The 24,286-nt window shown below is 60.2% G+C and carries 19 protein-coding genes and 1 pseudogene; 11 read left to right on the top strand and 9 right to left on the bottom strand.

Annotation, left to right across the window (positions count from 1 at the left end):
• Positions 1-31 precede the first annotated feature (31 nt).
• Both VXM67_RS16180 and VXM67_RS16175 read right to left on the bottom strand, forming a co-directional pair.
• Positions 32-658, bottom strand: a complete 627-nt coding sequence (locus VXM67_RS16180; RefSeq protein ID WP_104883579.1) for a LysE family translocator — start codon at positions 656-658, stop codon at positions 32-34.
• Positions 659-660: 2 nt separating this feature from the next.
• Complete coding sequence (locus VXM67_RS16175; protein ID WP_023381053.1) at positions 661-1,437, bottom strand: YqcI/YcgG family protein; 777 nt, start codon at positions 1,435-1,437, stop codon at positions 661-663.
• Positions 1,438-1,599: 162 nt separating this feature from the next.
• On the opposite strand from VXM67_RS16175, the gene VXM67_RS16170 reads away from it, so the two are divergent.
• From VXM67_RS16170 to VXM67_RS16140, 7 genes are all read left to right on the top strand, one after another.
• Positions 1,600-2,520 carry a LysR substrate-binding domain-containing protein gene (locus tag VXM67_RS16170; RefSeq protein ID WP_023381052.1) on the top strand — a complete coding sequence of 307 codons (921 nt, stop codon included), beginning with the start codon at positions 1,600-1,602 and terminating at the stop codon, positions 2,518-2,520.
• Between the two features lie 343 nt (positions 2,521-2,863).
• On the top strand, positions 2,864-5,224 hold the full coding sequence (locus tag VXM67_RS16165) for a DNA polymerase II (RefSeq protein ID WP_023381051.1): 2,361 nt from the start codon (positions 2,864-2,866) through the stop codon (positions 5,222-5,224).
• 80 nt (positions 5,225-5,304) lie between these two features.
• On the top strand, positions 5,305-9,861 hold the full coding sequence (locus VXM67_RS16160) for an NEL-type E3 ubiquitin ligase domain-containing protein (protein ID WP_367237161.1): 4,557 nt from the start codon (positions 5,305-5,307) through the stop codon (positions 9,859-9,861).
• A 229-nt stretch (positions 9,862-10,090) separates the two neighbouring features.
• Complete coding sequence (locus tag VXM67_RS16155; RefSeq protein ID WP_023381049.1) at positions 10,091-10,648, top strand: DUF4174 domain-containing protein; 558 nt, start codon at positions 10,091-10,093, stop codon at positions 10,646-10,648.
• Between the two features lie 172 nt (positions 10,649-10,820).
• Positions 10,821-11,312 (top strand): hypothetical protein, encoded by a 492-nt coding sequence (locus tag VXM67_RS16150; RefSeq protein WP_023381048.1) that lies wholly within the window; start codon positions 10,821-10,823, stop codon positions 11,310-11,312.
• A 71-nt stretch (positions 11,313-11,383) separates the two neighbouring features.
• Positions 11,384-12,229, top strand: coding sequence for a DUF692 domain-containing protein (locus tag VXM67_RS16145; RefSeq protein WP_023381047.1), 846 nt, complete (start codon positions 11,384-11,386; stop codon positions 12,227-12,229).
• Positions 12,210-12,908, top strand: coding sequence for a DUF2063 domain-containing protein (locus VXM67_RS16140; protein ID WP_023381046.1), 699 nt, complete (start codon positions 12,210-12,212; stop codon positions 12,906-12,908). Before VXM67_RS16145 ends, VXM67_RS16140 begins: the two co-directional genes overlap by 20 nt.
• Before the next feature lie 3 nt (positions 12,909-12,911).
• On the opposite strand, the gene VXM67_RS16135 is transcribed toward VXM67_RS16140, so the two are convergent.
• From VXM67_RS16135 to VXM67_RS16110, 6 genes are all read right to left on the bottom strand, one after another.
• Complete coding sequence (locus VXM67_RS16135; protein ID WP_023381045.1) at positions 12,912-14,081, bottom strand: cupin-like domain-containing protein; 1,170 nt, start codon at positions 14,079-14,081, stop codon at positions 12,912-12,914.
• 77 nt (positions 14,082-14,158) lie between these two features.
• On the bottom strand, positions 14,159-14,653 hold the full coding sequence (locus VXM67_RS16130) for a DoxX family membrane protein (RefSeq protein ID WP_023381044.1): 495 nt from the start codon (positions 14,651-14,653) through the stop codon (positions 14,159-14,161).
• A gap of 14 nt (positions 14,654-14,667) precedes the next feature.
• Positions 14,668-15,288 (bottom strand): ferric reductase-like transmembrane domain-containing protein, encoded by a 621-nt coding sequence (locus VXM67_RS16125; protein WP_023381043.1) that lies wholly within the window; start codon positions 15,286-15,288, stop codon positions 14,668-14,670.
• 146 nt (positions 15,289-15,434) lie between these two features.
• Positions 15,435-16,721 carry a HAMP domain-containing sensor histidine kinase gene (locus VXM67_RS16120; RefSeq protein ID WP_023381042.1) on the bottom strand — a complete coding sequence of 429 codons (1,287 nt, stop codon included), beginning with the start codon at positions 16,719-16,721 and terminating at the stop codon, positions 15,435-15,437.
• Positions 16,718-17,458: a response regulator gene (locus VXM67_RS16115; RefSeq protein WP_023381041.1), complete on the bottom strand. Its 741-nt coding sequence runs from the start codon at positions 17,456-17,458 to the stop codon at positions 16,718-16,720. The genes VXM67_RS16120 and VXM67_RS16115 overlap by 4 nt, the downstream gene beginning before the upstream one ends.
• 15 nt (positions 17,459-17,473) lie before the next feature.
• Positions 17,474-17,875 carry a hypothetical protein gene (locus VXM67_RS16110; protein WP_177429844.1) on the bottom strand — a complete coding sequence of 134 codons (402 nt, stop codon included), beginning with the start codon at positions 17,873-17,875 and terminating at the stop codon, positions 17,474-17,476.
• Between the two features lie 688 nt (positions 17,876-18,563).
• Between VXM67_RS16110 and VXM67_RS16105 the strand changes: the two genes are divergently transcribed.
• From VXM67_RS16105 to VXM67_RS16090, 4 genes and pseudogenes are all read left to right on the top strand, one after another.
• Entirely contained in the window at positions 18,564-19,547 is a 984-nt protein-coding gene (locus VXM67_RS16105) for a TerC family protein (protein WP_027907057.1), read from the top strand.
• A gap of 151 nt (positions 19,548-19,698) precedes the next feature.
• Positions 19,699-19,925, top strand: a pseudogene (locus tag VXM67_RS16100) (hypothetical protein).
• A 352-nt stretch (positions 19,926-20,277) separates the two neighbouring features.
• Positions 20,278-20,481 carry a hypothetical protein gene (locus VXM67_RS16095; protein WP_023380915.1) on the top strand — a complete coding sequence of 68 codons (204 nt, stop codon included), beginning with the start codon at positions 20,278-20,280 and terminating at the stop codon, positions 20,479-20,481.
• Positions 20,482-20,617: 136 nt separating this feature from the next.
• Entirely contained in the window at positions 20,618-21,238 is a 621-nt protein-coding gene (locus VXM67_RS16090) for a tyrosine-type recombinase/integrase (protein WP_367237160.1), read from the top strand.
• Between the two features lie 72 nt (positions 21,239-21,310).
• Here VXM67_RS16090 and VXM67_RS16085 read toward each other — a convergent pair.
• Positions 21,311-22,167 (bottom strand): IS5 family transposase gene (locus VXM67_RS16085; protein ID WP_367237159.1). Its coding sequence is split into 2 segments (ribosomal slippage): positions 21,311-21,819 and positions 21,819-22,167, totalling 858 coding nucleotides; the frame shifts between segments, so codons are not numbered across the junction.
• Positions 22,168-24,286 lie beyond the last annotated feature (2,119 nt).

Raw genomic sequence — 24,286 nt, 5'->3', positions numbered from 1 at the left:
TTTCTGGGGCGACGGGGTTGGCTCGCCTGTGTCAGGAGGCCAGCTCCTTGAGGTTGTACAGCAGGCCACCGGTGGCAATCAGCAGCAGGGCGACGCCCGAGGCCAAGCTGATGAGGCGGTTGCTACGCTGCGAGGCGATCTTGCCAATGGCGAAGATGTAGAGACTGAGCACCGCGAAGTCGATGAACACCCAGAGCAGCGACAGTACCACCATGCTCTTGCCGAACGATTCGGTGATCTGGATGAACTGGGGAAAGAAGGCGATGAAGAAGATGATGTCCTTGGGATTGGAAATGCCGACCATGAACCCTTGCCACAAGCCTCCGCGTCCAGCCTTGGATGCCTCGCCGGATGCCTCGGCAGCCGGTGCTTGCAGCGCGTCTTTCAGGGTGCCCACGGCGATATGACCGATGAACAGGCACCCCAGCAGGCTCATGGCGCTGAGCCAGGTCTTGTCGATGGCGGCGCTGGTCAGAATGACCCAAGCTGCCGCGCCGATCAGTACCAGCGATGCCCAGTTGGTGCCGACAGCGGTAAAGATGGCCTTGCGCGAGCCTGAGGCCGCGGCAGTGTTGACGATCAGTGCCACCACCGGGCCTGGGGTGGCGATCAGCAGCAGGACGGTCAGGGCGTAGGTCAGCGTCAGTGCGGTATTCACGGTCAGTTCTCGATCAATGATTCAGAGGTTGCCAGGGCGTGGAAGGGGCAGCGTGGTGGGTTCAGCGAGCCTTGCTCCTGAAGCTGGTATTGCTTCCACTCGTAGTTGTCGTCCTGGCCGAAGAAGCCGAGGGTGTCGGGTACGACGCCATCGTTGTAATGGTGCACGCGTTCGCGGATGCGGGCGCGGATGCGCTTGCCGCTCTCAGTACTGGCGTTGGCGACTTCGTCGAAGTTTTCCCGCGGGTTGATGACGAAGGTGATGTGCGCGCCGAGGTTGCGGCTTTTCATCTGCTGGTGGCCGGGAAAGTTCATGTTGATGAACAGCGGCATGCCGGCGTAGCAAAACGACCAACCGCTGTCGTCAGGGTCGGTCGGGATGGCCTGGGGCCAGGGGTGAGGGTCGCGCGCGTGAACGCCACGCAAGACTTTCCAGGCCAAGGCCTGTTGTTCGGCAAGGGTCATTTCGCTGGCCGTTTCGAGAAACACCACCAGGGGGCTGCCGATGCGTTGCTTGACCGGCACGTGCTTGATGTTCACGACATAGTCGGCAAGCCCCTTGGCCATGTCGTCAGCCAGGTATTCGGCGCGTGCGAAGAGGATGTGGCAGGTTTCGGCAGCCACTGCCTTGCGCCCGAACAGGCAAGGAAATTCGGGGTTGGCAAGGACGCCTTTGAAGTGTTGTATGGTCGTGTAGGTCCAGTGTTGCGAATTCCGGACATGTTCAGAGGCCGCGTCTAGCGCATCCAGGCGATAGCAGTTTCCATAACCTGTAAACATGATTTCCCCAGGCGTTTAAGATAAGTGGACGTTCCAGTCATATGCAGGCAGTTTGTTTGTTTATCTTTGTTATTTACCTGCATTTTCTGAGACGGCCCTCAGGTTGTAAAACGCGTGGAACTATGACCTACTATTAGTCTCACTCATGCTTCGGAAGACCCCATGTCGGAACGGATTCAGGCTTTGCACGCGCTGCGTGCGTTTGAGGTGGCTTCTCGATACGGGTCGTTCACCCGGGCGGCGGAGGAACTGGCCTTGACCCAAGGGGCGGTCAGTCACCACATCAAGACCCTGGAAGCGATGTTCGGCTGCGACCTGTTCGAGCGCCGAGGTCCCAAGTTGCGCCTGACCGAGCACGGGCGGTTGTTGGCCCAGGAGCTCAAGGTTGGCTTCAAGATCATCGAGAATGCATGTGCGTTATTGCGTCAGGACCGCTATGGCCTGCGTTTGAAAGCGCCATCGACTTTGACGGTGCGTTGGCTGCTGAGGGCGCTGGATGCGTTCAAGAAGGTCGATGACAGTTGCAGCGTGCAATTGTCGAGCGTGTGGATGGACATCGACACGGTGGATTTCTATTCCGAGCCCTACGATTGCGCGATTTTGCTGGCCAATGGGCGTTTTCCGGCCGATGTCGAGAGTTTCAAGTTGTTCGATGAGTGGCTGATCCCGGTGTGTCACCCAGATTACCTGGATAACCCGCAGCCGGACCTGGGGGATCTGCGTCACTGTGAATTCCTTCATCCGTCACCGGATAGGCGAGACTGGCGGCGCTGGTTGGCGCGTATGGATGCGTTGGATATCAGCATCGACCATGGTCAGGTGTTCGATACGCTCGACCAGGGGATTTCCGCGGCGCAGCAAGGGTTGGGGATTTCGGTGGTGGACCTGGTGTTGGCCAGTGCTGACTTGGCGGCGGGGCGGTTGGTGACGCCGTTCAAGCATGCGGTGGCGACGGGGGATGGTTATTACATGACCTGGCTCAAGGCGAGTCCCAAGGCCCGGCAGATGGGCAAGCTGCGTGAGTTCCTGCTGGGGCAGGTGCCAGCGTTGGCCTACAAGGATATCAATTACCTATACGGGTGATTTCTCGGTGTCGCTCTTGCTCTTCTTTGCTTCTCGTGTGCGCAAGTTCAGGTTCAGCCGATTGCCACGACAGGAGGTCGGGAGACCGGAGGCAGCGGTTGGACCCTCGCGCGGTTTGAATGCCGCGCCTACGTTAGTGACCTGACGTCTGGCGTGTTGGTTTCTGGATGCGTGAGCATCCATTTGCCAAGGCGACGCGTCATCACTTTTAAACTTCCTGAAGTCGCAACCGGGTGTGTTTGAACGGGTGCGCACTCGCGAATTCTGCCGTTGTCGAACCTCCCATCGGCGACTGGAGGTAGAATCACCTCTTGAATCGAACAGCCATTCTGAGGACAACGCAGTGAATGTGCAGCAGGGCTTCGTCCTGACCCGACACTGGCATGACACCCCCCAAGGCACCTGCGTGGAATTCTGGCTGGCTACCGACCAAGGCCCCCGCCAGGTACGCCTGGCCCCTCAGGCGTCAATCGCCTTCATCGCCAGCGAAGACGCCGACCGCACCCGCGCACTGCTGGCCAATGAAACGGCTGTCGAACTCAAACCGCTGGACCTGCGAACCTTCGAGCAGCAACCGGTGATGGGCCTGTACACCCGCCAGCACCGCCAGCTGATGCAACTGGAACAACGCCTGCGCAGCGCCGGGATCGAGGTCCATGAGGCCGACATACGCCCGCCCGAGCGCTACCTGATGGAGCGCTTCATCACCGCTCCCGTGCAGTTCACCGGCAAACCCGACGCTCAAGGGGTCCTGTGCGACGCCCAGCTCAAACCCTCGCCGGACTACCGCCCAAACCTGCGCTTGGTCTCGCTGGACATCGAAACCAGCGAGCGCGGCGAGCTCTACAGCATCGCACTGGAAGGCTGTGGCCAGCGACAGGTCTACATGCTCGGCCCAGCCAATGGCGATGTTCAAGACCTGGACTTCGACCTGCACTACTGCGACAGCCGCACCGAACTGCTGACCTGCCTCAACCAGTGGTTGTCCACCCACGACCCCGACGCCATCATCGGCTGGAATCTGGTGCAGTTCGACCTGCGGCTGTTGCACGAACATGCCAAGCAACTGGACGTGCCACTGGCGTTGGGCCGCAATGGCGCTGTCCTGAGCTTGCGCGCCCAGGCCAGCCGGGGCCATGTGTTTGCCGATGCCCCCGGTCGCCTGCTGATCGACGGAATCGAGGCGCTGCGTTCGGCAACCTGGAGTTTCCCTTCGTTCAGCCTGGAGAACGTCGCCCAGACTCTGCTAGGGGAGGGCAAGGCCATCGAGACCCCTTACCAGCGCATGGACGAAATCAACCGCATGTTCGCCCAGGACAAGCCATCGCTGGCGCGCTACAACCTCAAGGATTGCGAACTGGTCACCCGCATCTTCGCCCATACGCGGCTGCTGGAATTCCTGCTGGAGCGCTCGTCCGTCACCGGTTTGGCGGTGGATCGCAGTGGCGGGTCGGTGGCCGCGTTCTGTCATCTGTACATTCCGCACATGCATCGCCTGGGCTTCGTCGCCCCCAACTTGGGCAGTCGCCCGGACGAAGCCAGCCCCGGTGGCTTCGTCATGGACTCGCGCCCTGGCCTGTACGACTCGGTGCTGGTACTGGACTACAAAAGCCTGTACCCCTCGATCATCCGTACCTTCCTCATCGACCCGGTGGGACTGGTCGAGGGCTTGCGCCAGCCGGACGAGGAACACTCGGTGGAAGGCTTTCGGGGCGCGCGCTTTTCGCGCAGCCAGCATTGTTTGCCGGCTATCGTGGCGCGGGTGTGGCAGGGCAGGGAGGCGGCCAAGCGTGAAGGCAATGCACCGCTGTCCCAGGCGCTGAAAATCATCATGAATGCGTTCTACGGCGTGCTCGGCTCCAATGGTTGCCGCTTCTTCGACCCACGCCTGGCATCGTCCATCACCCTGCGCGGCCATCAGATCATGCGCCAGACCCGCGCGTTGATCGAGGCGCGAGGTTATGACGTGATCTACGGCGACACCGACTCCACCTTCGTCTGGCTCAAAGGGGCCCATGGCGAGGAGGCTGCGGCCCGAATCGGTCGCGCGCTGGTGGCTGAGGTCAATCAGTGGTGGCGCCATCACCTGAGTGAGACCATGGGCCTTGAGAGTGCCCTTGAGCTGCAGTTCGAAACGCATTACCGGCGCTTCCTCATGCCCACCATTCGTGGTGCCGACGAGGGCAGCAAGAAGCGCTACGCCGGCCTGGTCCAGCGCACCGATGGCAGTGACGATGTGGTGTACAAGGGACTGGAGTCGGTACGCACGGACTGGTCGCCCTTGGCCCAGCAATTCCAGCAGGCCCTGTATGGGCGCATCTTCCGCGGCGAGCCTTATCGCGAGTATGTCCGGGAGTTCGTGCGAAGCACCCTGGCAGGCGAGCAGGACGCATTGCTGGTTTACCGCAAACGCCTGCGTCGGCCACTGACCGATTATCAGCGCAACGTGCCACCCCATGTGCGCGCCGCACGCATGGCCGACGACTACAACAGCCGCCTGGGGCGCGCGCGGCAATACCAGAATGGCGGATGGATCAGCTATGTGATCACCACCGCAGGCCCGGAACCGCTGGAAAACCTGCAGTCGCCCATCGACTACGACCATTACCTCAGTCGCCAGCTTCAACCCGTGGCAGACGCCATCCTGCCCTTTGTCGGCGATGACTTCTCGGCGTTGACCGATCGCCAGCTACTGCTGTTCTGAGGCGGGTATTACCTATCTAGTGCCCTGAAACACCCTTGCTGCCTAGGCTGGCGGTCTTTGTCGACCACGAGGCCGCGAGCATGGGCACGAAACCATCGCCACACACACCAACCGCCACGCAAGACAATGTGACGGTCGAAGCCCAGCGTTTCGAAACCTATCGAAAGGCGAGCAGGGCCTACCAGGACGGAATCATTGGCAGGCGGTTGCCTGGATGGCTGCGCGATGCGCCGGTCGCACAGTTACCCGAGATCGGCAAGGCATTGGCCCAGAGCCTTGCCTGCCGGCAGCAACTGAACAGACTGCTGACGCGCCTGCAGGATATCGACGGTTTCGTCGAGTCGGCCTTGGCAACCGCATTGCAGGACCGTTACGGCATCACCGCTAACCTGCGCCGCATGCGGTTTCTGGAGGGGCGCCGCGAACCTGTCATCAACGAGCAACCGGTAGGCGCGCACCTGACGAAAGTGGTGTACGAAGAAAAGCCGTTGCTCGAGGTCGCACTGCGCAACTTCACCGCCGAACAGGCGCTGGCGGGCGGCCAGCCGGTGGGCAACCGTCTGCTGATGCCGCGCCAGGGTTCGGTGAAGCCGCCCACGGCCATCGAGTTCGCGGCCCTGTGCCGTGAGCTCGATCTGGGTGAGGCCTACCAACGCCACCTGGACTCGATCCTTTCGCCCGGCGACCGCGACGAGCGCGTAGAGGCCTTGCTGCGTGACGCCAGCCGCTTCAGCATGCTGGTCGACGCCTACAAGGCCAGACAGGAGCAACAGCTGGACGACAGCGAGCTCAGGTTGCTGGTGGCCATGTGCATCGACGGCAAGTTGCTGCGCCTGGCGGGCGATCTGGTGGTTGCCAGGCGTTTGAGCCTGCTGGGGTGCGAGCTGGAGCAGATCGTCGTGCTGCAAGTCATCGACCAGGGGCCGCTGCTGGACACGACCCGGCGTCTGCTGATGCATGTCCCGGGTGATCCGGTGGCAGCCTGGAGTGCCTTCGCAAGCATGGATGAGCTTGCGCGCGCGCTTGGCAATCGGCTGCGTGAGCCGTCCTACCAGCGATTCTTCACCCGCTTCGTGCGCCGCCGTGACAGCCAGGCATTCTTCTCCACGATCATTCCCGATTACGCCGATTTGCCCGCATGGGCGACGCTGGACCTCAAGCCGCGCTTACGCGCCTACCCGGCACCCTTGTTCAATAGCCTCGCCCATGCCCGCGTCCGCCAGATCAAGGACGATGCCGCCGTCATCGCCATGCCGGTCGCCGAACTCGATCGTGAAGTCCAAAGGGCCCATGACGAACGCCTGGCAGCACAGGGCTGGACACTGCTCAACGTGGCAGGTCTGTTCGTTCCTGTCATCGGTGCCGCCTTGCTGGCAGTGGCCGTGTGGGAACTGCTGGACGAGGTTTATCACGGTATCGAAGCGTGGCGTGATGGCGACCACCAGGAGGCGCTCGACCACTTGACCAACGTGGCCATCGACCTTGCGGCCATTGGTGCCGTGGCTGTCGGAGGAGTGGTCGTACGGCGGTTGTGGACGCGCTCTTCGCTGGTCGATGCCATGGTGCCCGCGCAATTGGAAAACGGCAGTACCAAGCTCTGGCAGCAGGACCTGATGCCCTACCGCAGCACATTGCCTGGCGCGGCGGCAACCCGGGATGCGCAGGGCATCTGGCGCTTGGGCGATCACGCCTGGATCGAGATGGACGGGCATCATTATCCGGTGGTCGAGCAAGGTGGCGAAGGGCAGTGGCAGTTGCGTCCGCATAACGGGCATGGCCCGGCCCTGCGAAGCAATGGTGCCGGCGCCTGGCGACTTTGGAGCGAGCAGCCGGCAGACTGGCGCGACACCCATCGGATGTTCCGCCGGCTGGGTGAGCCGCTCAATCAACTGAACGACGAACAAATCGATCAGGTACTGCTGTTCCAAGGTATGGATGGTGACCATGTACGGGCCCTGCATGTCTATGGCCTGGCGCCTGAGCCTGGAATGCTCGACAGTGCACAGCGCATCGGCCTTGACCAGCGCATTCGACGAGCGATCAACCGTTTGCGTGGTGGTGAGGTGGTCGACGATCCGATGGTGCTGGACCAGGCTCGCGGGCTGACAGGCGCCCAAAGCCTGTCCGACCAAGCGTTGGCTGAGCTTGCCTGGACTCAGCGACGGCTGTTGCTGGGACGTTTGTACGAGGCCCAGCAGCCCGTAGAAAGCCCGGGCAGCGCCACGCTGCGCCGGGTCTTCACGGGGCTGTACCCGCGAGCCGCGCAAGCGCTTGTCGAGGCAGCCAACGTACAGGACCGCCGAACCCTGCTGGAGCACGGCCGGGTGCCATTGCGTCTGGCTGAGGCGGCGCGGCGCTGTGTGCTGGGCATTCGTACCGCGCGGGTGTTCGAGGCATTCAACATCGATACACCGCAAAACGCAGACCTGGCGCGCGTCGCGCTGGGAATGCTCAAGCACCTGCCAGGTGGCGAGCAGGGTATCCGCTGGCGCTTGTTCGAGGGTTATTTTCAGGGGCCATTGCTAGCCTCGACCGAGCTAGGGCAGCAAGCGTTCGACCTGGTGCACACCAACGGCGCCTTCCAACTGCGCGACACCCACGGCGTGCTGTTGGGTGAGCCAGGGGAGTTGTTCGACGTCATGGCCAGGGCCTATGGCGCGAGTCAGCGTGAAGCCATGGCAATCGCCGAACCTTTCGCGCACAACCTTCGGGTGATCCTGGGACTTGAAGCGGCGCAGCGAAGAGCCGAGGTCAAGCGCTTGCTCAGTCCGTTGCGCCCGGGTGCGACCCGCTTGCCCTTGCGCTTGGCCGACGGTCGCCTCGGCTACCCCCTGGGCGGGTGCAGTTCGGGCGAATTGCGAGGTGCCGATCGTTCGCTCAGTGCAATGTTGCGTGAGCTGTACCCCACGTTCACCGATGAGCAGGTGGAGGCCTGGATCACTCATGTGCAGCGGTCCGGACGCCGGGTCGAGACGGTATTGAGCACGCTGCAGCAACAGCTGACTGTCTTGCGCAACACCCTGAGCGCCTGGGTGGGCGAGGTCGAGGGTGATGTCTGGGAGGATCGGGACAGTTTTCGTACGACGATGATCGACTGCTGGCGTCGAACGGTTTCGGTTGGCGAGTCGCAACTCAATACCGACCAGGACTACCGCATCATGACCTACAACTCCAGGCTCGGTGAGCTGCCGCCTATACCGGCGCAGGTCAGCTTTGCCCATGTTTCCGAAATGTCATTGCTGCGCATGGATCTGGAGGACCTGCCTTCGAGCTTTCTATTGGCTTTCCCTCGCTTGCAGGTCCTGGACCTGGGCGGCAACTACCTGACCCGCCTGCCGCAGTCGTTGTTGCAGATGCAACACCTGCGTCATCTCACGTTTACCAACAACGAGATCGTCCTCGATATGGCGCAATCCGCCCTGCTGGCCAGCTGTGGCAACCTGGAGTACGTCGATCTGTCCTACAACCCGCTGGGGCGCGCGTTCACCTTGGCTGGGTTGACCCGACTTCGCTGGTTGAATTTGCGCAGCACGGCCATCAGGCAGTTTCCCAGCGGCCTGCTCAACCATGAGCTGGTCTACGTGGATCTGCGTGAGAATCGCATCAGGCATATACCCGAGCGCTTCTACCAGGCTTCGCTCCGTACCCGGCGCAGTATCAGGTTGGCCGGTAACCCGCTGGGCGAGGCAGAAATGATGCGTCTGCATGCTTCGCTCATGGATATTTCCGAACCCGTGGACGAAGCCTTGCGCAATGAACAGCTCGCTCACGCACGTCAAGTGTGGGGGGATGCCATCGGCCCACGGTTACGCGGCCTGCTGATGGCGGCCTGGGAAACCGTCGATCAGGGCGCCGTGTCGGAGCGGTTGTTCCGGGTGCTGCAGCAGTTGGTGCATTCAGCCGATTTCCACATCGATGCCCCGTCCCTCGCAAACCGGGTGCTGGCCCTTCTGCAGGCGATGGCGATGGATGCCTCGCTGCGTGACGATCTGTTCGTCGTGGCCAATGACGAGTGGGGTTGCCAGGACGGCGCCACTTGGTGCCTGAGCAACCTGGAGCTGAATGTGCTGACCTGGCGTGCTCGGACCCGGGTCGGGGGAAACCCAGAGCGCAGTCTGCTCGCGCTGGGCAGGCGTTTATGGCGTCAGGATGCCGTTGATCGGTATGCCGCGCAGGAGATCCGCTTACGGCAACAACGGGGAGGCAATCCAGATGAGAGCGAGGTCGGGCTGGCTTATCGGGTTGGTCTTCGCGACCGGCTGGGTTTGCCGATTACGGTGGGTAGCATGAGCTTTCGCCTGTTGTCAGGCGTCGATGAAGCAGCCTTGGCAGAGGCTGAAACCAGGATTCTCGCCTGGGAGCAGAACGTAGACGACGTCGCACGCTCGCTGGTGGATCGTGCCTTCTGGCGAGAGCATTTGGAGCGCACCTATCCTGATCGCTTCGCGTCGGTCGACGAGCCATTCAGGCAACGGCTTGAAACGGTGCTCGACGATGACACGCTGACTGATGAACAGCGGCGTGATCAGTCGGATGCGACCCTTGAGGAGCAGCGTGCCGCCCGGCGCGCCTTGATGCTCGACATCACACTCAGGGCCATGGAAATCGGCCCGGAAGACCCCGGGATCGACGTCTGACCGCGGCCCGGCGCAAACCATTGAACCCCTGCGCGCCCGTGGCTTTGGACTATGCTCAGTCAGGGTATCGGCACTTTCTGAAGGGCTCGACGTCCGAGTCTGACGCAGGGCTGGAAACTGTCAGTTACTTTTCCTTGGCCACTGGGCGTTGGAACTGGTTTAGGCTCCGGATCGGATTTTTCTCCGTGATCTGTAGTCATTGGTTTATCGAAACATTAAGGAGATGCGCATGCTCGTCCGGTCACTGACCCTCGCCACCTTGCTCGCCGTCACAGGCCCTGTGTTCGCCGCCGACAGCGACGCGCCACTGGCCAAGGAACTGGGCAAGGCACGGCCCTTGGTGATCATTGCCCCGAGTTCAGCCGACCCGACCTTGCGGGGGCTGAACGAGGCACTGAAGGACCCCGCGACCCAGGCTGCCTTCAAGGAACGCGGCCTGGTGCTGTACAGCGTCGCCAACATGATGGGCAAGCGCGAGGACAAGAACCTCGAGCAACAGACCACCATGGCCCTGATCCGCGAGCTCAAGCTTGGGGCAAGCAAGGGGACCAAGGTCATTCTGGTGGGCAAGGATGGCGAGCGTCATATGCTCAAGGACGACGACACCGGCGAGAAGATCGACCCACAGGTGATCCTCAAGGCCGTCGACGACCTGCCGGCCAGCGAGAAAACCATCACTGCGCCGGAACCGGTAGCGGCTGCAGCTGCACCCGAGCCCAAGGCCAAGGACAGCAAGCCGGCGAAACCGGCCAAGCCGGCGGCGCCCCCCAAGCCGCTGGAAGACTGACCACCCTGCACGGACCTCGACTGCCGCCAGCTGACGGGGTCTGAATGTATCGCTGTGTATCTGTCACGGCAACAGACGCATTCTCATACCAAACGCAGATTGTGGTGATACACCTGCGACACATCCAAGCGGCTTAATGGCTCCACTTCCCAACCACAAGTGGAGCAACACCATGACTCATGCACGCAATACTCTCGGACTGCTCGGCGCTGCACTGATCGGTAGCATGGCCTTTGGCAGCACTGCGTTCGCGGCCGAACCGCTGGCCCAGGGTTATCAACTGGCTTCAGCCAAGGTCCCAGGCGAAGGCAAGTGCGGCGAAGGCAAGTGTGGTGGCAGTGCCAAGGCTACTCACGGTGAAGGTAAATGCGGCGAGGGCAAATGTGGCGCCAGCACCAAGGCCGGGGCAGAGGGCAAATGCGGGGAGGGTAAATGTGGCGATGCCTCCTTCGCTCGCACCGATACCGACCACGACGGCAAGGTCTCGCGCCAGGAGTTTCTGGTGGTGGCAAAGGACCGTGCCGCCGACTTCGACAAGATCGACCGCAACCACGATGGCTTCATCTCCGAGCAGGAAGCCTACGATCATCTGAAGTCGATCTACCAGGCCAACGGCAAGGCCATGCCTGACGGGCTATTCAGCCACCTGGCCGGCAAGTCCTGACCCTCACCCTTGCGTTACCCACGACGCTCCCTGCCGGGCAGGCGAGCGTCGTGCCTTATGGAGTGACCGCCATGAATCACAACCCAATGCGTGCCGGCCTGGGCCTGCGTCGCGGATTGCTGCGCGAACTGCTGGTAATGGAAGACGGCGCGGTCGACTTCCTGGAATGCGCGCCGGAAAACTGGATCGGTGTCGGGGGGGCCTATGGCCAGGGGCTGGCACGGTTGGCCGAGCGCTTTCCGATCACCTGCCATGGTCTGTCCCTGTCCCTGGGCGGAAGCCTGCCGCTTGACCGTGCTTTTCTCGACCAGACCCGCCAGTTTCTCGACCGCTACCACGTCGGGTTGTACAGCGAGCACTTGAGCTACTGCAGCGACGATGGCCATCTGTACGACCTGATGCCGATACCGTTCACCGACGAGGCCGTGCACCACGTGGCCGCGCGAATTGGTCAGGTTCAGGACCACCTGCAACGGCGTATCGCCGTGGAGAACATCAGCTATTACGCCGCGCCCTACCAAGCCATGAGCGAGCTGGAGTTCATCAATGCGGTGCTCGATGAAGCCGATTGCGACCTGTTGCTCGACGTCAACAACGTGTTCGTCAATGCCTGTAACCACGGTTACGACGCAGCGGGCTTCCTCAATGGCTTGCCGGTGGCACGAGTAACCGGCATGCATGTGGCCGGGCACTATGACGAGGCGGATGACCTCAAGGTCGATACCCATGGGGCGCCCGTTAAAGAGGCTGTCTGGTCGCTGTTTCACGCTGCCTGTCGGCGCTTCGGTACGCAACCGACGCTGCTGGAACGGGATTTCAACTACCCGCCGCTGGCCGAGCTGCTGGCGGAAACCGCGCGGGTACGCGCCGTGCAACAGGCAGCACAGGAGGACCGTGATGAACGAGACGCTGCGTGACCAGCAATGGCGCCTGGCCCGGCATCTTCGTGACCCGAAGGTGCATGCGCCACCACCGGGCATCGAGGCGAGGCGGCTCAAGGTGTACCGCGATCTGTTCTACGGTTCCATCGAGGGCTTGCTGGCGGGGAGTTTCCCGGTAATGCGGGAGACATTGGGCGATGCCGCCTGGCATGCGCGGGTGCATCACTTCTATGCCAACTACCGCTGCCAGACGCCCTTGTTCACCGAAATTGCCGAAGCCTTCATCGACTACCTGCAAGGCATCGAACTCGACGCACCCTGGCAGCTGGAGCTGGCCCATTACGAGTGGGTCGAAGCGCAGTTGTACCTCAGCGATGCACAGGACCCGCCGCATGACGCCAGGGGTGATCTGCTCGAAGGTGAGCCGCTGTTGTCCTGCACGGCCAGGGTGTTGGCCTATCAATGGCCGGTAGAGCAGATCGGCCCGCCGTTTCAGCCCCAGCAAGCGCCCGCCGCGCCAACCTTGCTGCTGGTCTACCGCGATGCTGACCTGCAGGTGCGCTTCGCCCGGCTGACAGCCATGGCCTATCAACTGCTGGCCGTGGTTTCAGGCACTGGCCGCGCGCGCCTTCAGGCCTTGGGTGATGTAGACCTGCAAGGCCTGGCGTTGCTCACTTCACTGCGCGAGCAAGGTGTGATCGTAGGCACTCGTTGATCTTCAGACGGGGGCGTGCTGGCCGGTCATTCCGGGCAAGGGCGAGTTTCTCCAGCCGCGCCCCGAGTCGACCCAGAAGTTCACCGACAGCGAGGTGGAGCGAGACTCCACCTGGTGGAACCAACCCTCCGGCAAGAACAGCAAGTCCCCCGCCTGCAGCACCACCTCCATGAAATGCACCGCCTGGCAGCCCGGGAAACGCTGCGGATCCGGCGCCTTTGGGTCCACATCGCAACCCTCCAGTCCCCCGTCGGGCGATGTTGCCCAGCAGCCGAGCGCATCGCGATGATGGGGAGCGGCCAGGATGAACGACTTCTCCCCCCACACCTGAGCGAACAAGTTGTCGCTGTCATCGCGATGCAAGGGTGTCAGCGTGCCCTTCGGGCCGATCCAGATCCTTGGTGGTATGAACTGCGCCGTGTTGAAGTAGCGCGGATAGCGAATGTGTTCGAGCAACTGCGCAGGCAGAATGTTGTTGCCCATGTATGCCGGCGGCTGACCGTGTCTGCTTGGCGGGGCGGGTGCATCCAGGCTGGCGATGAATTCGGCCATCGAGGTCGAGCGGAAGTCGCGTTCGGTGGAGAAGGTTTTCTTCACGTAGTCGCCATGGCGGGTGATGCCTTGCAGATTGGCGAACAGCTCCAGCGAAGCCTGGCGACCGATGGTGAACAAAGGCCAGTCCTGCAAAGCATCGCTGATCACCACAGGAATGCCATGCAGCATGTAACGTTCACGGAACGCCTCGACCGACAGGCTGCTGTGCGCACGACGCTCCACGCTGAGCAAGGGCGGCTGGCTGGCTGAAAGGGCATCGCTCAGGCGGGGACGTGGAGGGTAACGGCGGTTGGCCTCGACCCTGGGGGCGCTGGCGCCATTGAGCGCCATGTCGATGGCCTGAGGCAGCAAAGTGGCAAGGCCAAGATTGCCGTCGATCTTGAGGCGGCCAGTGGCGAACAGTTCCTCGACATTGGCCTGGCCGCCCATGATGCCCATGAAGTCGGGCGTGGCCACTTCGATGGTGACATCCGGGGCAGCATGACGGCCACTGCCGCCTCGGCCGCCGGCCTCGAACCAGCACGCGTGAGTGGCATCGAAGATGAACTGGAAGGTGCCGGTCAGGCCGACACTCCCAGCGTTGGCGAACAGCTTGCCCAGAAGGATCTGCAGGTCCACGGCGCGTTCTCTTGGTCATTGATCTGAACAGAAAACGAGCGACGCGCCGGGAAATTTATCGGGACCGGGCGTGGCACTCAAGCGTGGCGAAGAAAGCGCTGGCTCAGCCACTGGTCCAGGCTCAACCGTCCGGCGCCCTTGAGCAGCAGCGGTAGCAGTGCGACCAGGTAGATCAGCGGTAACTTGTAGTTGCCAAAGCCCTGGTCGGTAATGGCATAGCCCTGGGCCAGTTCAGCCAGGCTCGACCAGTGCGCCGGCCAGTGCACGGCGGCGATGGCGACCACCGTCACCACCATCAAGCCTGCCGAGGCCAGCCGCGTACCCAGGCCCAACAGCAGCAATAGTGGCAGGATCAGCTCGGCCCACATCGACAGCTGCCAGTTCAACTGCGCCGGCAGATGATTGAAGGGGAAGGGGAAGCTTGCCTGCAGGTCGCCGAACCAGTTGCTGCCGTTGAATTTTTCCAGGCCGGACTCGAAGAATTCCCAGGCCAGGAACAGCCGCAGCGGCAGGTCGGCGCTCCAGGTACCGAAACGGTCGAAAAGGGTCAGGGCGCGGGTCAGGGTCGTCATGGTCAGGGCTCATCTCAGGAAAGGGCGGTGGTGGTGCGGCGTTGGCGCTGGGCCAGCTTGGCGGTGAGCTTGAAGGCAAGGGCGGCGAACATGATGGCGAATGCCACCGGGTACCAGCCGCCCAGGGGGACGCGCTTGTAGAACGAGAAGCAGAACACACCCGCCAGTACCCACATTCCGGTGCTGTGCAAGGTTTTCCAGGCACGCCCGCCCAACAGGCGCATCGGCGCTTTGAACGAGGTCAGGGTGAGCAGCAGCAGGAACAGGTAGCCCACGCTGCCAGGAAGGCTGGAGGTTACCGTGCGACCGGCCCAGAACAACTCGGGGAACTGCTGGGCATAGCGGTAGATCAACAGGCCATGCACGGTGTGCGAGAAAGCGAACGCCAGGCCCAGGAACCGTCGTTCGCGTATCAGCCAGCGGCTGCCACTACCGGGGAGGAAGGTCACCAGCGTCGACGCCAGGAAGGCCAGCAGGAACAACGCGAACGAACTGCGCGCAGTGGCGCGTATCGCGCTGCGCAGCCCATCCGAGCCAATGGGGTGGCTGGCAAGTACTACGGCGGTCATGGCCAAAGTCAGGCCGGCAAGGGCGGCGAATAGCTTCCAGCCGCTGGGCAGGGTGAGGGATTTCATCGAGGGCGCTCCCGGTTGTGGTGGTATGCCGAGAGTGTGAAGGCGGGGGGTATCTGCAGTGTGTCGGTGAAGGGGCGTTTGTGTATCGGACTGTAGCGATCTGGATCGTGGGCAAAGTCATGGGCCAGCGCGGGCGCTGGCCAGACTCACTTCAGTTCGATTTGGGCACACAGCCCGCCAGAGGCGCGATTGCTCAGGGTCAGCTGGCCACCCATGGCCTGGGTCAGCTGCTGGGCGATCGCCAGGCCCAGCCCGGTGCCGCCCGTGCTGCGGTTGCGCGAGCCTTCCACCCGGTAGAAGGGCTTGAGCACGTCATCCAGCTCATCAGCAGGAATGCCGGGGCCGTCATCGAGCACGCGGATCAGCGTACTGCCGCCCTCGCGGGACACTTCCAGCTCTGCGGCGCCAGCGAACTTGAGGGCGTTGTCGATCAGGTTCACCAGCACCCGGCGCAGGGCATGGGGACGGGTCTCCAGCAGGCTATCGGTGGTGCCATGCCGGGCGACCTGGGCGCCGCTGTCCTGATAGTCGAACACCACGCTGTCGAGGAAGGCGTCGAGGTTGATCCGGCAAGGCGCTTCGGTGCTGCTGTCCATGCTGCGGGCGTAGGCGACGCCCTCACGCACCAGATGCTCCATGGCGTTGAGGTCGCTCCACAGCTTGTCCTTATCGGCGCCATCGTCCATGACCTCGACCCGCAGCTTCATGCGGGTAATGGGGGTTTGCAGGTCATGGGAGATCGCGGCCAGCAGTTGCATGCGCTCCTTCAAGTAAGCGGCGATTCGCGCCTGCAGCGCGTTGAACGCAGCCGCGGCGTAGCGAACTTCTCGCGGGCCGCTTTCGTCCAGTTGCACGCCAGGTTTGTCCGGGTCGAGGTTGTCTACGGCCTGGGCCAGGCGGGTCAGTGGGCCGATGGCCAGGCGCACGGCCATCCAGGTGCACAGCAACAGGACAAGCAACTGGATCAGCAGCACCGTTGGCAGCCAGGTAGCCATGGGCACCGGTGCCGGCGTGACATCGATGGTCAAGGGCGCGCCATCCGCCAGGCGTAAATGGACCTGGAAGTGCGCATTCGGGCCAGGGATATCCTGGAAGGTCAGGCGGTAGTCATGGCCGATGGCTTTTACGATCGAATCGGCGGCCATCGGCGGGTTCTCGGTTGGCATCGCTTCGCCCGACTCCCCCGGGTCGAGCCGGTAGCGGTAGGTGCGCCGCTCCAGGCGAGGCAGCCAGCTGGCGCGCTCGGCCGCAGGCAGGCGGTCGAGGATGGCTACCGAGGTGGCGACGTCTTGTTCCAGATTGCTGAGCATCATCGAGCGGCTGCTGACGAACCGCTCATAGGCCTGCAGGCTGAACGACAGCCCATAGGCCAGTACCAATCCGGTGAAGAAGATCAGGGCCAGGCGCGAGGCCAGGGTGCGGGGCCATTTCATGAGGGTGACTCGAGCAGCTGCACGGGCAGTGAAAAGACGTAGCCTTCGCTGCGTACGGTCTTGATGCAGCTGGGCTCCCGAGCGTCGTCGCCCAGGCGCTGGCGCAAGCGACTGACCAGCAGGTCGATGGAGCGGTCGAAGATGTCCGCCTCGCGGCCCTGGGTAAGGTTGAGCAACTGCTCGCGGCTCAGCACCCGTTGCGGATGGTCGAGGAACACCCGCAGCAAGCGGTACTCGGCGCCGCTGAGCGCCACCAGGGTGCCTTCGCTGTCGAGCAAGTGACGTGCGGTGGTGTCAAGGCGCCACTGGCCGAAGCCGAGCAGGCGGCTGCTTTCGCTGATGGTCAGGTTGGGCGGCAGCATGCGGGTCCGACGCAGCACCGCGTTGATGCGAGCGAGCAGTTCGCGGGCGGAGAAGGGCTTGGTCAGGTAGTCGTCTGCGCCCATCTCCAGGCCGATGATGCGGTCGGTCTCGTCGTTGCGGGCGGTCAGCATCAGCACCGGGGTATTGCGGTGCTTGCCGGCACGCAGTTCGCGGCACAACAGCAGGCCGTCGTCACCGGGCATCATGATGTCGAGCACGATCAGGTCGACGCTGTTGGCTTCGAGGAAGGCGCGCATCTGCCGGCCATCGGCAACGATGCTGGTGCGCAGGCCGCTCTTTTTCAGGTAGTTGCCGACCAGCTCGCGGATTTCGCGGTCATCGTCGACGACCAGGATGTGATCGACGTGTTCCATCTAAAGCGTTCCTGTTCAGAAGGGTTGGGCGCAGTGTACCGAGCCTTTGCGTACTTGCCTGCGGCGCTTTGTATTGCAGTGTATCTGTACCAGATATAGCAACTGGCTTAAGGTACTGAATTTAAAGGAGATTAACTGGTCTCCAGAAATCTTCCCCCAATATATCCCCAAAACTAAAATACAAAACCAGGCGAAATCGATCCCTGCAGAGCCCCGGCTATCGAGGTACATATCGGTCATTTTGGCAATATGGTGTCCGAGTCGCCGCTGGGCATCCCGGCCTTCTTGTTCAGGGAGCCGTGCAGCCAACGACCCCTGTTCATGGAATGGCGGTGGGCTGTTCCCCAGTACCAAACCCAGCTTCGCTACCGCCCGGTCTCGAGCTGCCGCGAACTCTTTGCTGATGGTGTCTGGCATGATCGTTGCGCCCGCTTTGACGCGAGCGACTGTTCGGTGATGGTGCGCCAGCTGTTTTGCAACTACCCTGTCACGACAACGTCGTATCACCTCAACTAGGCTCAGGCCTATGCGCCCCAGCGTGATGCTGATCCTGAGCCTGGCTCCTGTCTTCGACTTAACTACCTGCAGGAAACCCTCCACCTCGTCTTTGAACCTGAAAGAGAGAATGTCTTGCCGGTGCTGGCCAGTGAGAAGGGCTAGGCTCTGGACGAAAAGCCTTGAAACTCGGTGATGCTGCGTTGAAAACAGCCTTGCCTGACCTTCGTCTCAAGACTTTTCATAAAGACCCTAGCCATGGCCTCCATGAAAATGTCCTTTTGCTGAGAGCGGTGATTAACCACCCGGACATCGGATGCGGCTGTTGATGGCTTCCACTTCAAATACATAGAGTTCAGCTGGTAGCCCTGCCTGTGCGATTGGCGGGGATAGCTAATAGGAACGCCCTATCAAAATCCATCTCGATAATGTTTTTATCAATTTTCTGTAGATTATCTAATTTGGTTCTGACATGTTTTGTAAATCAATTCTACTTGCGAGCTTAAAAGCCTCGATAAAATATTGGCTTGTGACGCCGGGCCCCTCTGACGGTTAACAGCCGCCATGTCGGAGTCATAGTTGTTAAACTACGACTGTCGAGGAGGGGCCTATGTCTGCCCTCAGTGCTTATCTCTCTCAAGATGTTTTTGGTACTGAACTATGGCTCTGGCTGTCTTTCTTTGCCGTTGTCTTGACCCTGTTGGCTCTTGATCTAGGAGTTCTTCATCGCGGCAATCGTGAGATTGGGGTCAAAGAAAGTCTAATGCTCTCTGCAGGCTATATTGGCATGGGGCTGCTGTTCGCAATTTGGGTTTATTTCCAGAAGGGAAGCGATGCCAGTTTGGACTATGTGACAGGTTTCTTGATTGAGAAATCCTTGTCCATGGATAACGTTTTTGTGATCGCGCTAATATTTAGCTTTCTAGCGATACCACGGCAGTACCAACATAGGGTCCTATTCTGGGGGATCATGGGGGTGATCGTACTGAGAGCTATCATGATCGGCCTTGGTGCGGCGCTCATCGCGAAATTCAGTTGGGTGCTCTACTTGTTTGGTGCTTTCCTAGTATTTACGGGTATAAAAATGCTGTTTGCGCGAGTCGATCATGCCCCGGATCTAGAAAATAACCGTTTTGTCAAGTATTTGCGCAGTCATCTCCGCGTTACCAAGGAGCTGCACGGGCAAAGTTTTCTGGTGAGCTTGCCAGACGCAAGAGGTAAAAATGTTTTATGGGTGACGCCGCTTTTCCTTGCGCTTGTTCTTATCGAGTGCGCCGACTTGGTGTTTGCTGTTGATAGTGTGCCTGCTATATTTGCCATTACCCAAGATCCTTTCATAGTCTATACATCTAATATTTTTGCCATTCTCGGTTTGCGAGCCCTTTATTTTGCGCTGGCAGCCATGATAAGTCGTTTTGTTTATCTGAAGTATGCGTTGGCACTGGTGCTCGTATTCATTGGCGCAAAAATTTTCCTTCATGATATAGTTGGTAAGGTTCCGGCAGAGCTATCTTTAAGCGTGACAATAGGTCTTCTGCTGGGTGGGGTTGTGGTTTCGCTTTGGAAAACTAAATTGCCCAAAGAGGCTGATTAACTTTCCATTGAAAGTGTGCAAGAGTACCCTCCGGCCCCTTTGCTTGGGTGGATCATTGAGCGAGAGAGTTTGCGCAATGACCATGCTGGATTCGCCGGACAGTGCCGAGGAAAGTCCTATAATGCGCTGGTCAGATGATCGGAGCGGTACCGTGGATAAGCACAGCTTTATAGGGATGGTCGAGGCTGGCGAGCAGCTGATTCAAAAGTCCTTTGATGCCATGCGCAATTACCACCACGCCCAAGACCATGGCGCTCATCCAGAAGAGGTGGAGCGCCATTGGCTGCTGGCGGAGCCCACTGGTTGAGTCGATTTCTGGCCACCTGCTCCGTGTCCATAGCGAAGGCTCCCGGGAAGGATTTGCCCCCACGGCACTAGGTTAGCGATTGCCGGATCAGCACTGTAACTAGTGTGCGATAGCCACCCGCGCCGCCAGGGTACTCTGCGACCTGCTCGCACGGGCTGAGTGATCGGGAGAACTGTCGACAGCTGATGACCGTGCCCGAATAGCTGGCGAACAGTGTGACCGTGAATATGACCGTCTTTCGAAGGTCTCCGCCTAGATACGCTAGGGCCGAGCAGGAATGGCCGCTATCGACCCATAGCTGCCCTTCGCGGAGGGCAGCAATCGGCCAGAAGCTGCCCATCCGCTCTTCGAATGCTACGCTCTGCGGTATCCGAATGACCCTTTACTACTTCTACAACCGTTGCGTGTTTGTTGGAGATCTACATGGAAACCATCGCACGGGCATTGATCCTTGCCTGCAAACATATTGACGACCGGCATAATGTCGAAAACGATGATGACGTAGCGGCGCTTGAGGCAATTGCTGCTGAACTGAACGACGCATCTAACGCGGAAATAAATTGCTTGATTGAGACGGCGAAAAAGCTTGAAGTGGAAACCTGGCCTGAAGAAATGGGAATTATCTAACACTGCGTATTCGATAGGTCATGAACTACAGCTTTTGGACGAGAGCGGTCCATGTCGGAGGTCTGCTTTGGGTCGGTTAGCGACCGTCCACCGTATCGAGTTCACCCTTGTTCTCCCCTAACGCGGAGGACAACCCATGAAAACCGCTGCTATCTACACCCATCGCCCATGGAACAAGGGAAAGCTAGTCGGGCAGAAAGCTCCGCTCCGACTCAGAGATATCTGGGCCATCCGGGTAAGGCTCCAGATCGCGGAGAAATCTAGGGATCTGGCGTTGTTCAACTTGGCAATCGACAGCAAGCTGCGAGCCTGCGACTTAACCAAGCTTCGTGTACGGGACGTAGCCCATGGAGAGCATGTGTCGTCACGAGCGATCGTGATGCAGCAGAAAACTCACCATCCCGTGCAATTTGAGATCACCGAGCAAACCCGTATGGCTTTGGAAGCCTGGATGCATCAGGCTCATCTCCGTAGCGAGGACTGCCTGTTTCCGAGCCGGCTACATGGTTCAGATCATCTCTCCACCAGGCAATACGCTCGAATAGTGAAAGCCTGGGTGACAGCCATTGGCCTTGATCCGACGCTGTACGGCACCCACACGCTGCGGCGAACGAAGGCCTCATTTATCTATCGTAGAACCAAGAATCTGAGGGCAGTCCAACTCTTGCTTGGCCATACGAAGCTTGAAAGCACCGTCAGATATCTGGGGATTGAAGTCGACGATGCCTTGGAGATGGCAGAGCAGACGGAGGTCTGATCATCCAAAGCGACGGTCGAGGGCAGACCGTCGCTAACCGACCCCAAGCGGACATCAGTGATGCCTATGGCCCTAGGCTCTGTCTGAAAAAAGCCGTCGCATACACCGCATGACACAAGCCAGCGAGACCATTGCGGCATAACTTTTTGCGAGCTTGTCGAAGCGCGTGACGATTCGGCGGTTCTCTTTTAGCCAGCCGAACATGCGTTCGATGATGTTGCGCTGTCGATATTTTGGGCGGTCAAACAGTCTTGGCAAGGCGGGTTTGGGCTTGCGTTTCATTGAGCGCAGCGGAATGACCGGCTGCATCCGATATCGATCGCAGTAACGGCGCAAGGCCTCGGCGTCGTAGCCTTTGTCAGCCAGCAACCATTTGCATCGTTTGCGTGGACGACCACGCTGGTTTGTCGGGATGCTGACATCATCAAGTAACGGCTGGGCATAGCTGATGTCGCTGGCTTGGCCGCCGGAGAGAAGGAAGCGCAACGGTATTCCGTTGGCATCGCAGAGCATATGAATTTGGGTTGTCAGTCCGCCGCGACTGCGGCCTAGAGCGTGATCGGTAGGCTCGTCAGGCCCCCTTTTTTCCGCGCTCCAGATGAAGCACGGGTTGCTCGAACAGCGGTCGAATCGATCATCCAGGTGTGGGGATCGATCAAGCCTTTGTCATTGAGTCTGAGGTGCAATCGTCTGAGCATCTGATCGAATGTTCCGCGGTTTCGCCAGACCCGGAAGCGGTGATAGACCGTCGCCCAAGACCCGAAGCGCTCGGGCATATCTCGCCAGGCTGCTCCTGAGCACAGCACCCAGAGCACACCATCGAGCATCAAGCGATCACTGCTGCGGGGCCTGCCCCTGACGTGGGCCGCCGTAAAGAGGTCGGCGACCACTGCCCACGCCTCATCCGAGAGTTCATAACGCTTTGCCATCACAGAATTCCTTTCCGCAGATGGCCGGCGACTGTACAGAACCCCGGCTGTTCCGGGGGCCACATTTCAGTTTCTTGGGATTTCAGACAGAGCCTAATGCGCGATATCCCAGACGCTACAAATTGCGACGTCAGTAGGCCGAGCGTAGGGCTTGCGCAGGGAGGTGACGGGCATGGATGCCCGTCAAGCGCTACGGCCCAGGAGGGGCCGTTCAGCGCGGTCCTCCCGGGAGCAAGCCCGTAGAGAGGGAACCCCGAAGCGAAGCGTAGGGGCCGGATGATAGGAGCCAGCGGTTTTTGCCTACTTTTGCCCAAGAGCAAAAGTAGGTCGCCGTAAAGGCGAAAAGGTGAATGAGCGCCTCCATGGCGAATGGATATTCACGCTATCTGAATGCCGCCCTTAAATCTGTGCTTTGAAGTTTGAAGTTTTGGTTTCTGGATGCGTGAGCATATCCATTTGCCAAGGTGACGCTCAATCACCTTTCCGCTCTTACAGCGGGTCACTTTTTGGCAGACGCCCCAAAAAGTAACCAAAAAAGTCTGGCTCCTATCATCCGCCCCCTGCGCTGCGCTCCGGGGTTCCCTCGCTCCGGGCTTGCTCCGGGAGGACCGCGCTGAACGGCCCCTCCTGGGCCGCAGCGCTTGACGGGCATCCATGCCCGTCACCTCCCTGCGCAAGCCCTGCGCTCGGCCTCCTGAAGTCGCATTAGGTGGCGTCTGAACTACCGCGCGCTAGAAGCAAGAGCAAAACGAAGCAAAAGAAAATTTGCCTCGCATTTATGGTTTTAATGTTGAATATGCGGCTGGTTTAGCTGTTGTTGTTGTTGTTGTTGTTGTTGTTGTTGTTGTTGTTGTTCGGGTTTGGTATTTCATGCTCCGCTTTTGCTTTTAATGCGCGATATCCCAGACGCGGCAAATTGCGACGTCAGTAGGCCGAGCGTAGGGCTTGCGGAGGGAGGTGACGGGCATGGATGCCCGTCAAGCGCTGCGGCCCAGGAGGGGCCGTTCAGCGCGGTCCTCCCGGGAGCAAGCCCGTAGCGAGGGAACCCCGAAGCGAAGCGTAGGGGCCGGATGATAGGAGCCAGCGGTTTTTGCCTACTTTTGCCCAAGAGCAAAAGTAGGTCGCCGTAAAGGCGAAAAGGTGAGTGAGCGCCTCCATGGCGAATGGATATTCACGCTATCTGAATGCCGCCCTTAAATCTGTGCTTTGAAGTTTGAAGTTTTGGTTTCTGGATGCGTGAGCATATCCATTTGCCAAGGTGACGCTCAATCACCTTTCCGCTCTTACAGCGGGTCACTTTTTGGCAGACGCCCCAAAAAGTAACCAAAAAAGTCTGGCTCCTATCATCCGGCCCCTGCGCTGCGCTCCGGGGTTCCCTCGCTCCGGGCTTGCTCCGGGAGGACCGCGCTGAACGGCCCCTCCTGGGCCGCAGCGCTTGACGGGCATCCATGCCCGTCACCTCCCTCCGCAAGCCCTGCGCTCGGCCTCCTGAAGTCGCACCAGGTGGCGCCTGAACTACCGCGCGCCAGAAGCAAGAGCAAAGCGAAGTAGAAGAAAGTCCGGCTCGAATTTTGTAGTTTGAATATTTAATGTACGGCTGGTTCAGTTGTTGTTGTTGTTGTTGTTGTTGTTGTTGTTTTTCGGGTTTGGTATTTCATGCTCCGCTTTTGCTTTTAATGCGCGATATCCCAGACGCGGCAAATTGCGACGTCAGTAGGCCGAGCGTAGGGCTTGCGGAGGGAGGTGACGGGCATGGATGCCCGTCAAGCGCTGCGGCCCAGGAGGGGCCGTTCAGCGCGGTCCTCCCGGGAGCAAGCCCGTAGGCTCTGTACGAAAAGCCTTGATACTCGGTGATGCTGCGTTGAAAACAGCCTCGGAATGCTCATTTACAACCCGTAAACTCCGCTTCCTCGGCTGTTTTCGCCTTGCCTGACCTTCGTCTCAAGACGTTTCACACAGAGCCTAGGCATCGAAGTCGATGACGCATTGGAGATGGCAGAGCAGACGAGGGTCTTTCTCAAAATGCATACGTGACGTCCTGATGCCATTGTATCCGTTTGTACAAGATTGGCGCCCATCTCGGGTGCTGGATTATTCCTTAACATCATGTATTTAAAGG

Source organism: Pseudomonas sp. Rh2 (assembly GCF_040762985.1).
In the GTDB taxonomy this organism is placed as follows: domain Bacteria; phylum Pseudomonadota; class Gammaproteobacteria; order Pseudomonadales; family Pseudomonadaceae; genus Aquipseudomonas; species Aquipseudomonas taiwanensis.
Note: the sequence above shows the minus strand (reverse complement) of the source record. Positions and strands in the feature narration are given on the sequence as shown.

Coding starts and splice junctions, on each gene's coding strand:
- VXM67_RS16175 (WP_023381053.1), bottom strand. CDS start 1,437: ATGTTTACAGGTTATGGAAACTGCTATCGCCTGGATGCGCTAGACGCG.
- VXM67_RS16170 (WP_023381052.1), top strand. CDS start 1,600: ATGTCGGAACGGATTCAGGCTTTGCACGCGCTGCGTGCGTTTGAGGTG.
- VXM67_RS16160 (WP_367237161.1), top strand. CDS start 5,305: ATGGGCACGAAACCATCGCCACACACACCAACCGCCACGCAAGACAAT.
- VXM67_RS16155 (WP_023381049.1), top strand. CDS start 10,091: ATGCTCGTCCGGTCACTGACCCTCGCCACCTTGCTCGCCGTCACAGGC.
- VXM67_RS16150 (WP_023381048.1), top strand. CDS start 10,821: ATGACTCATGCACGCAATACTCTCGGACTGCTCGGCGCTGCACTGATC.
- VXM67_RS16145 (WP_023381047.1), top strand. CDS start 11,384: ATGAATCACAACCCAATGCGTGCCGGCCTGGGCCTGCGTCGCGGATTG.
- VXM67_RS16140 (WP_023381046.1), top strand. CDS start 12,210: ATGAACGAGACGCTGCGTGACCAGCAATGGCGCCTGGCCCGGCATCTT.
- VXM67_RS16130 (WP_023381044.1), bottom strand. CDS start 14,653: ATGACGACCCTGACCCGCGCCCTGACCCTTTTCGACCGTTTCGGTACC.
- VXM67_RS16125 (WP_023381043.1), bottom strand. CDS start 15,288: ATGAAATCCCTCACCCTGCCCAGCGGCTGGAAGCTATTCGCCGCCCTT.
- VXM67_RS16120 (WP_023381042.1), bottom strand. CDS start 16,721: ATGAAATGGCCCCGCACCCTGGCCTCGCGCCTGGCCCTGATCTTCTTC.
- VXM67_RS16115 (WP_023381041.1), bottom strand. CDS start 17,458: ATGGAACACGTCGATCACATCCTGGTCGTCGACGATGACCGCGAAATC.
- VXM67_RS16110 (WP_177429844.1), bottom strand. CDS start 17,875: ATGCCAGACACCATCAGCAAAGAGTTCGCGGCAGCTCGAGACCGGGCG.
- VXM67_RS16105 (WP_027907057.1), top strand. CDS start 18,564: ATGTCTGCCCTCAGTGCTTATCTCTCTCAAGATGTTTTTGGTACTGAA.
- VXM67_RS16095 (WP_023380915.1), top strand. CDS start 20,278: ATGGAAACCATCGCACGGGCATTGATCCTTGCCTGCAAACATATTGAC.
- VXM67_RS16090 (WP_367237160.1), top strand. CDS start 20,618: ATGAAAACCGCTGCTATCTACACCCATCGCCCATGGAACAAGGGAAAG.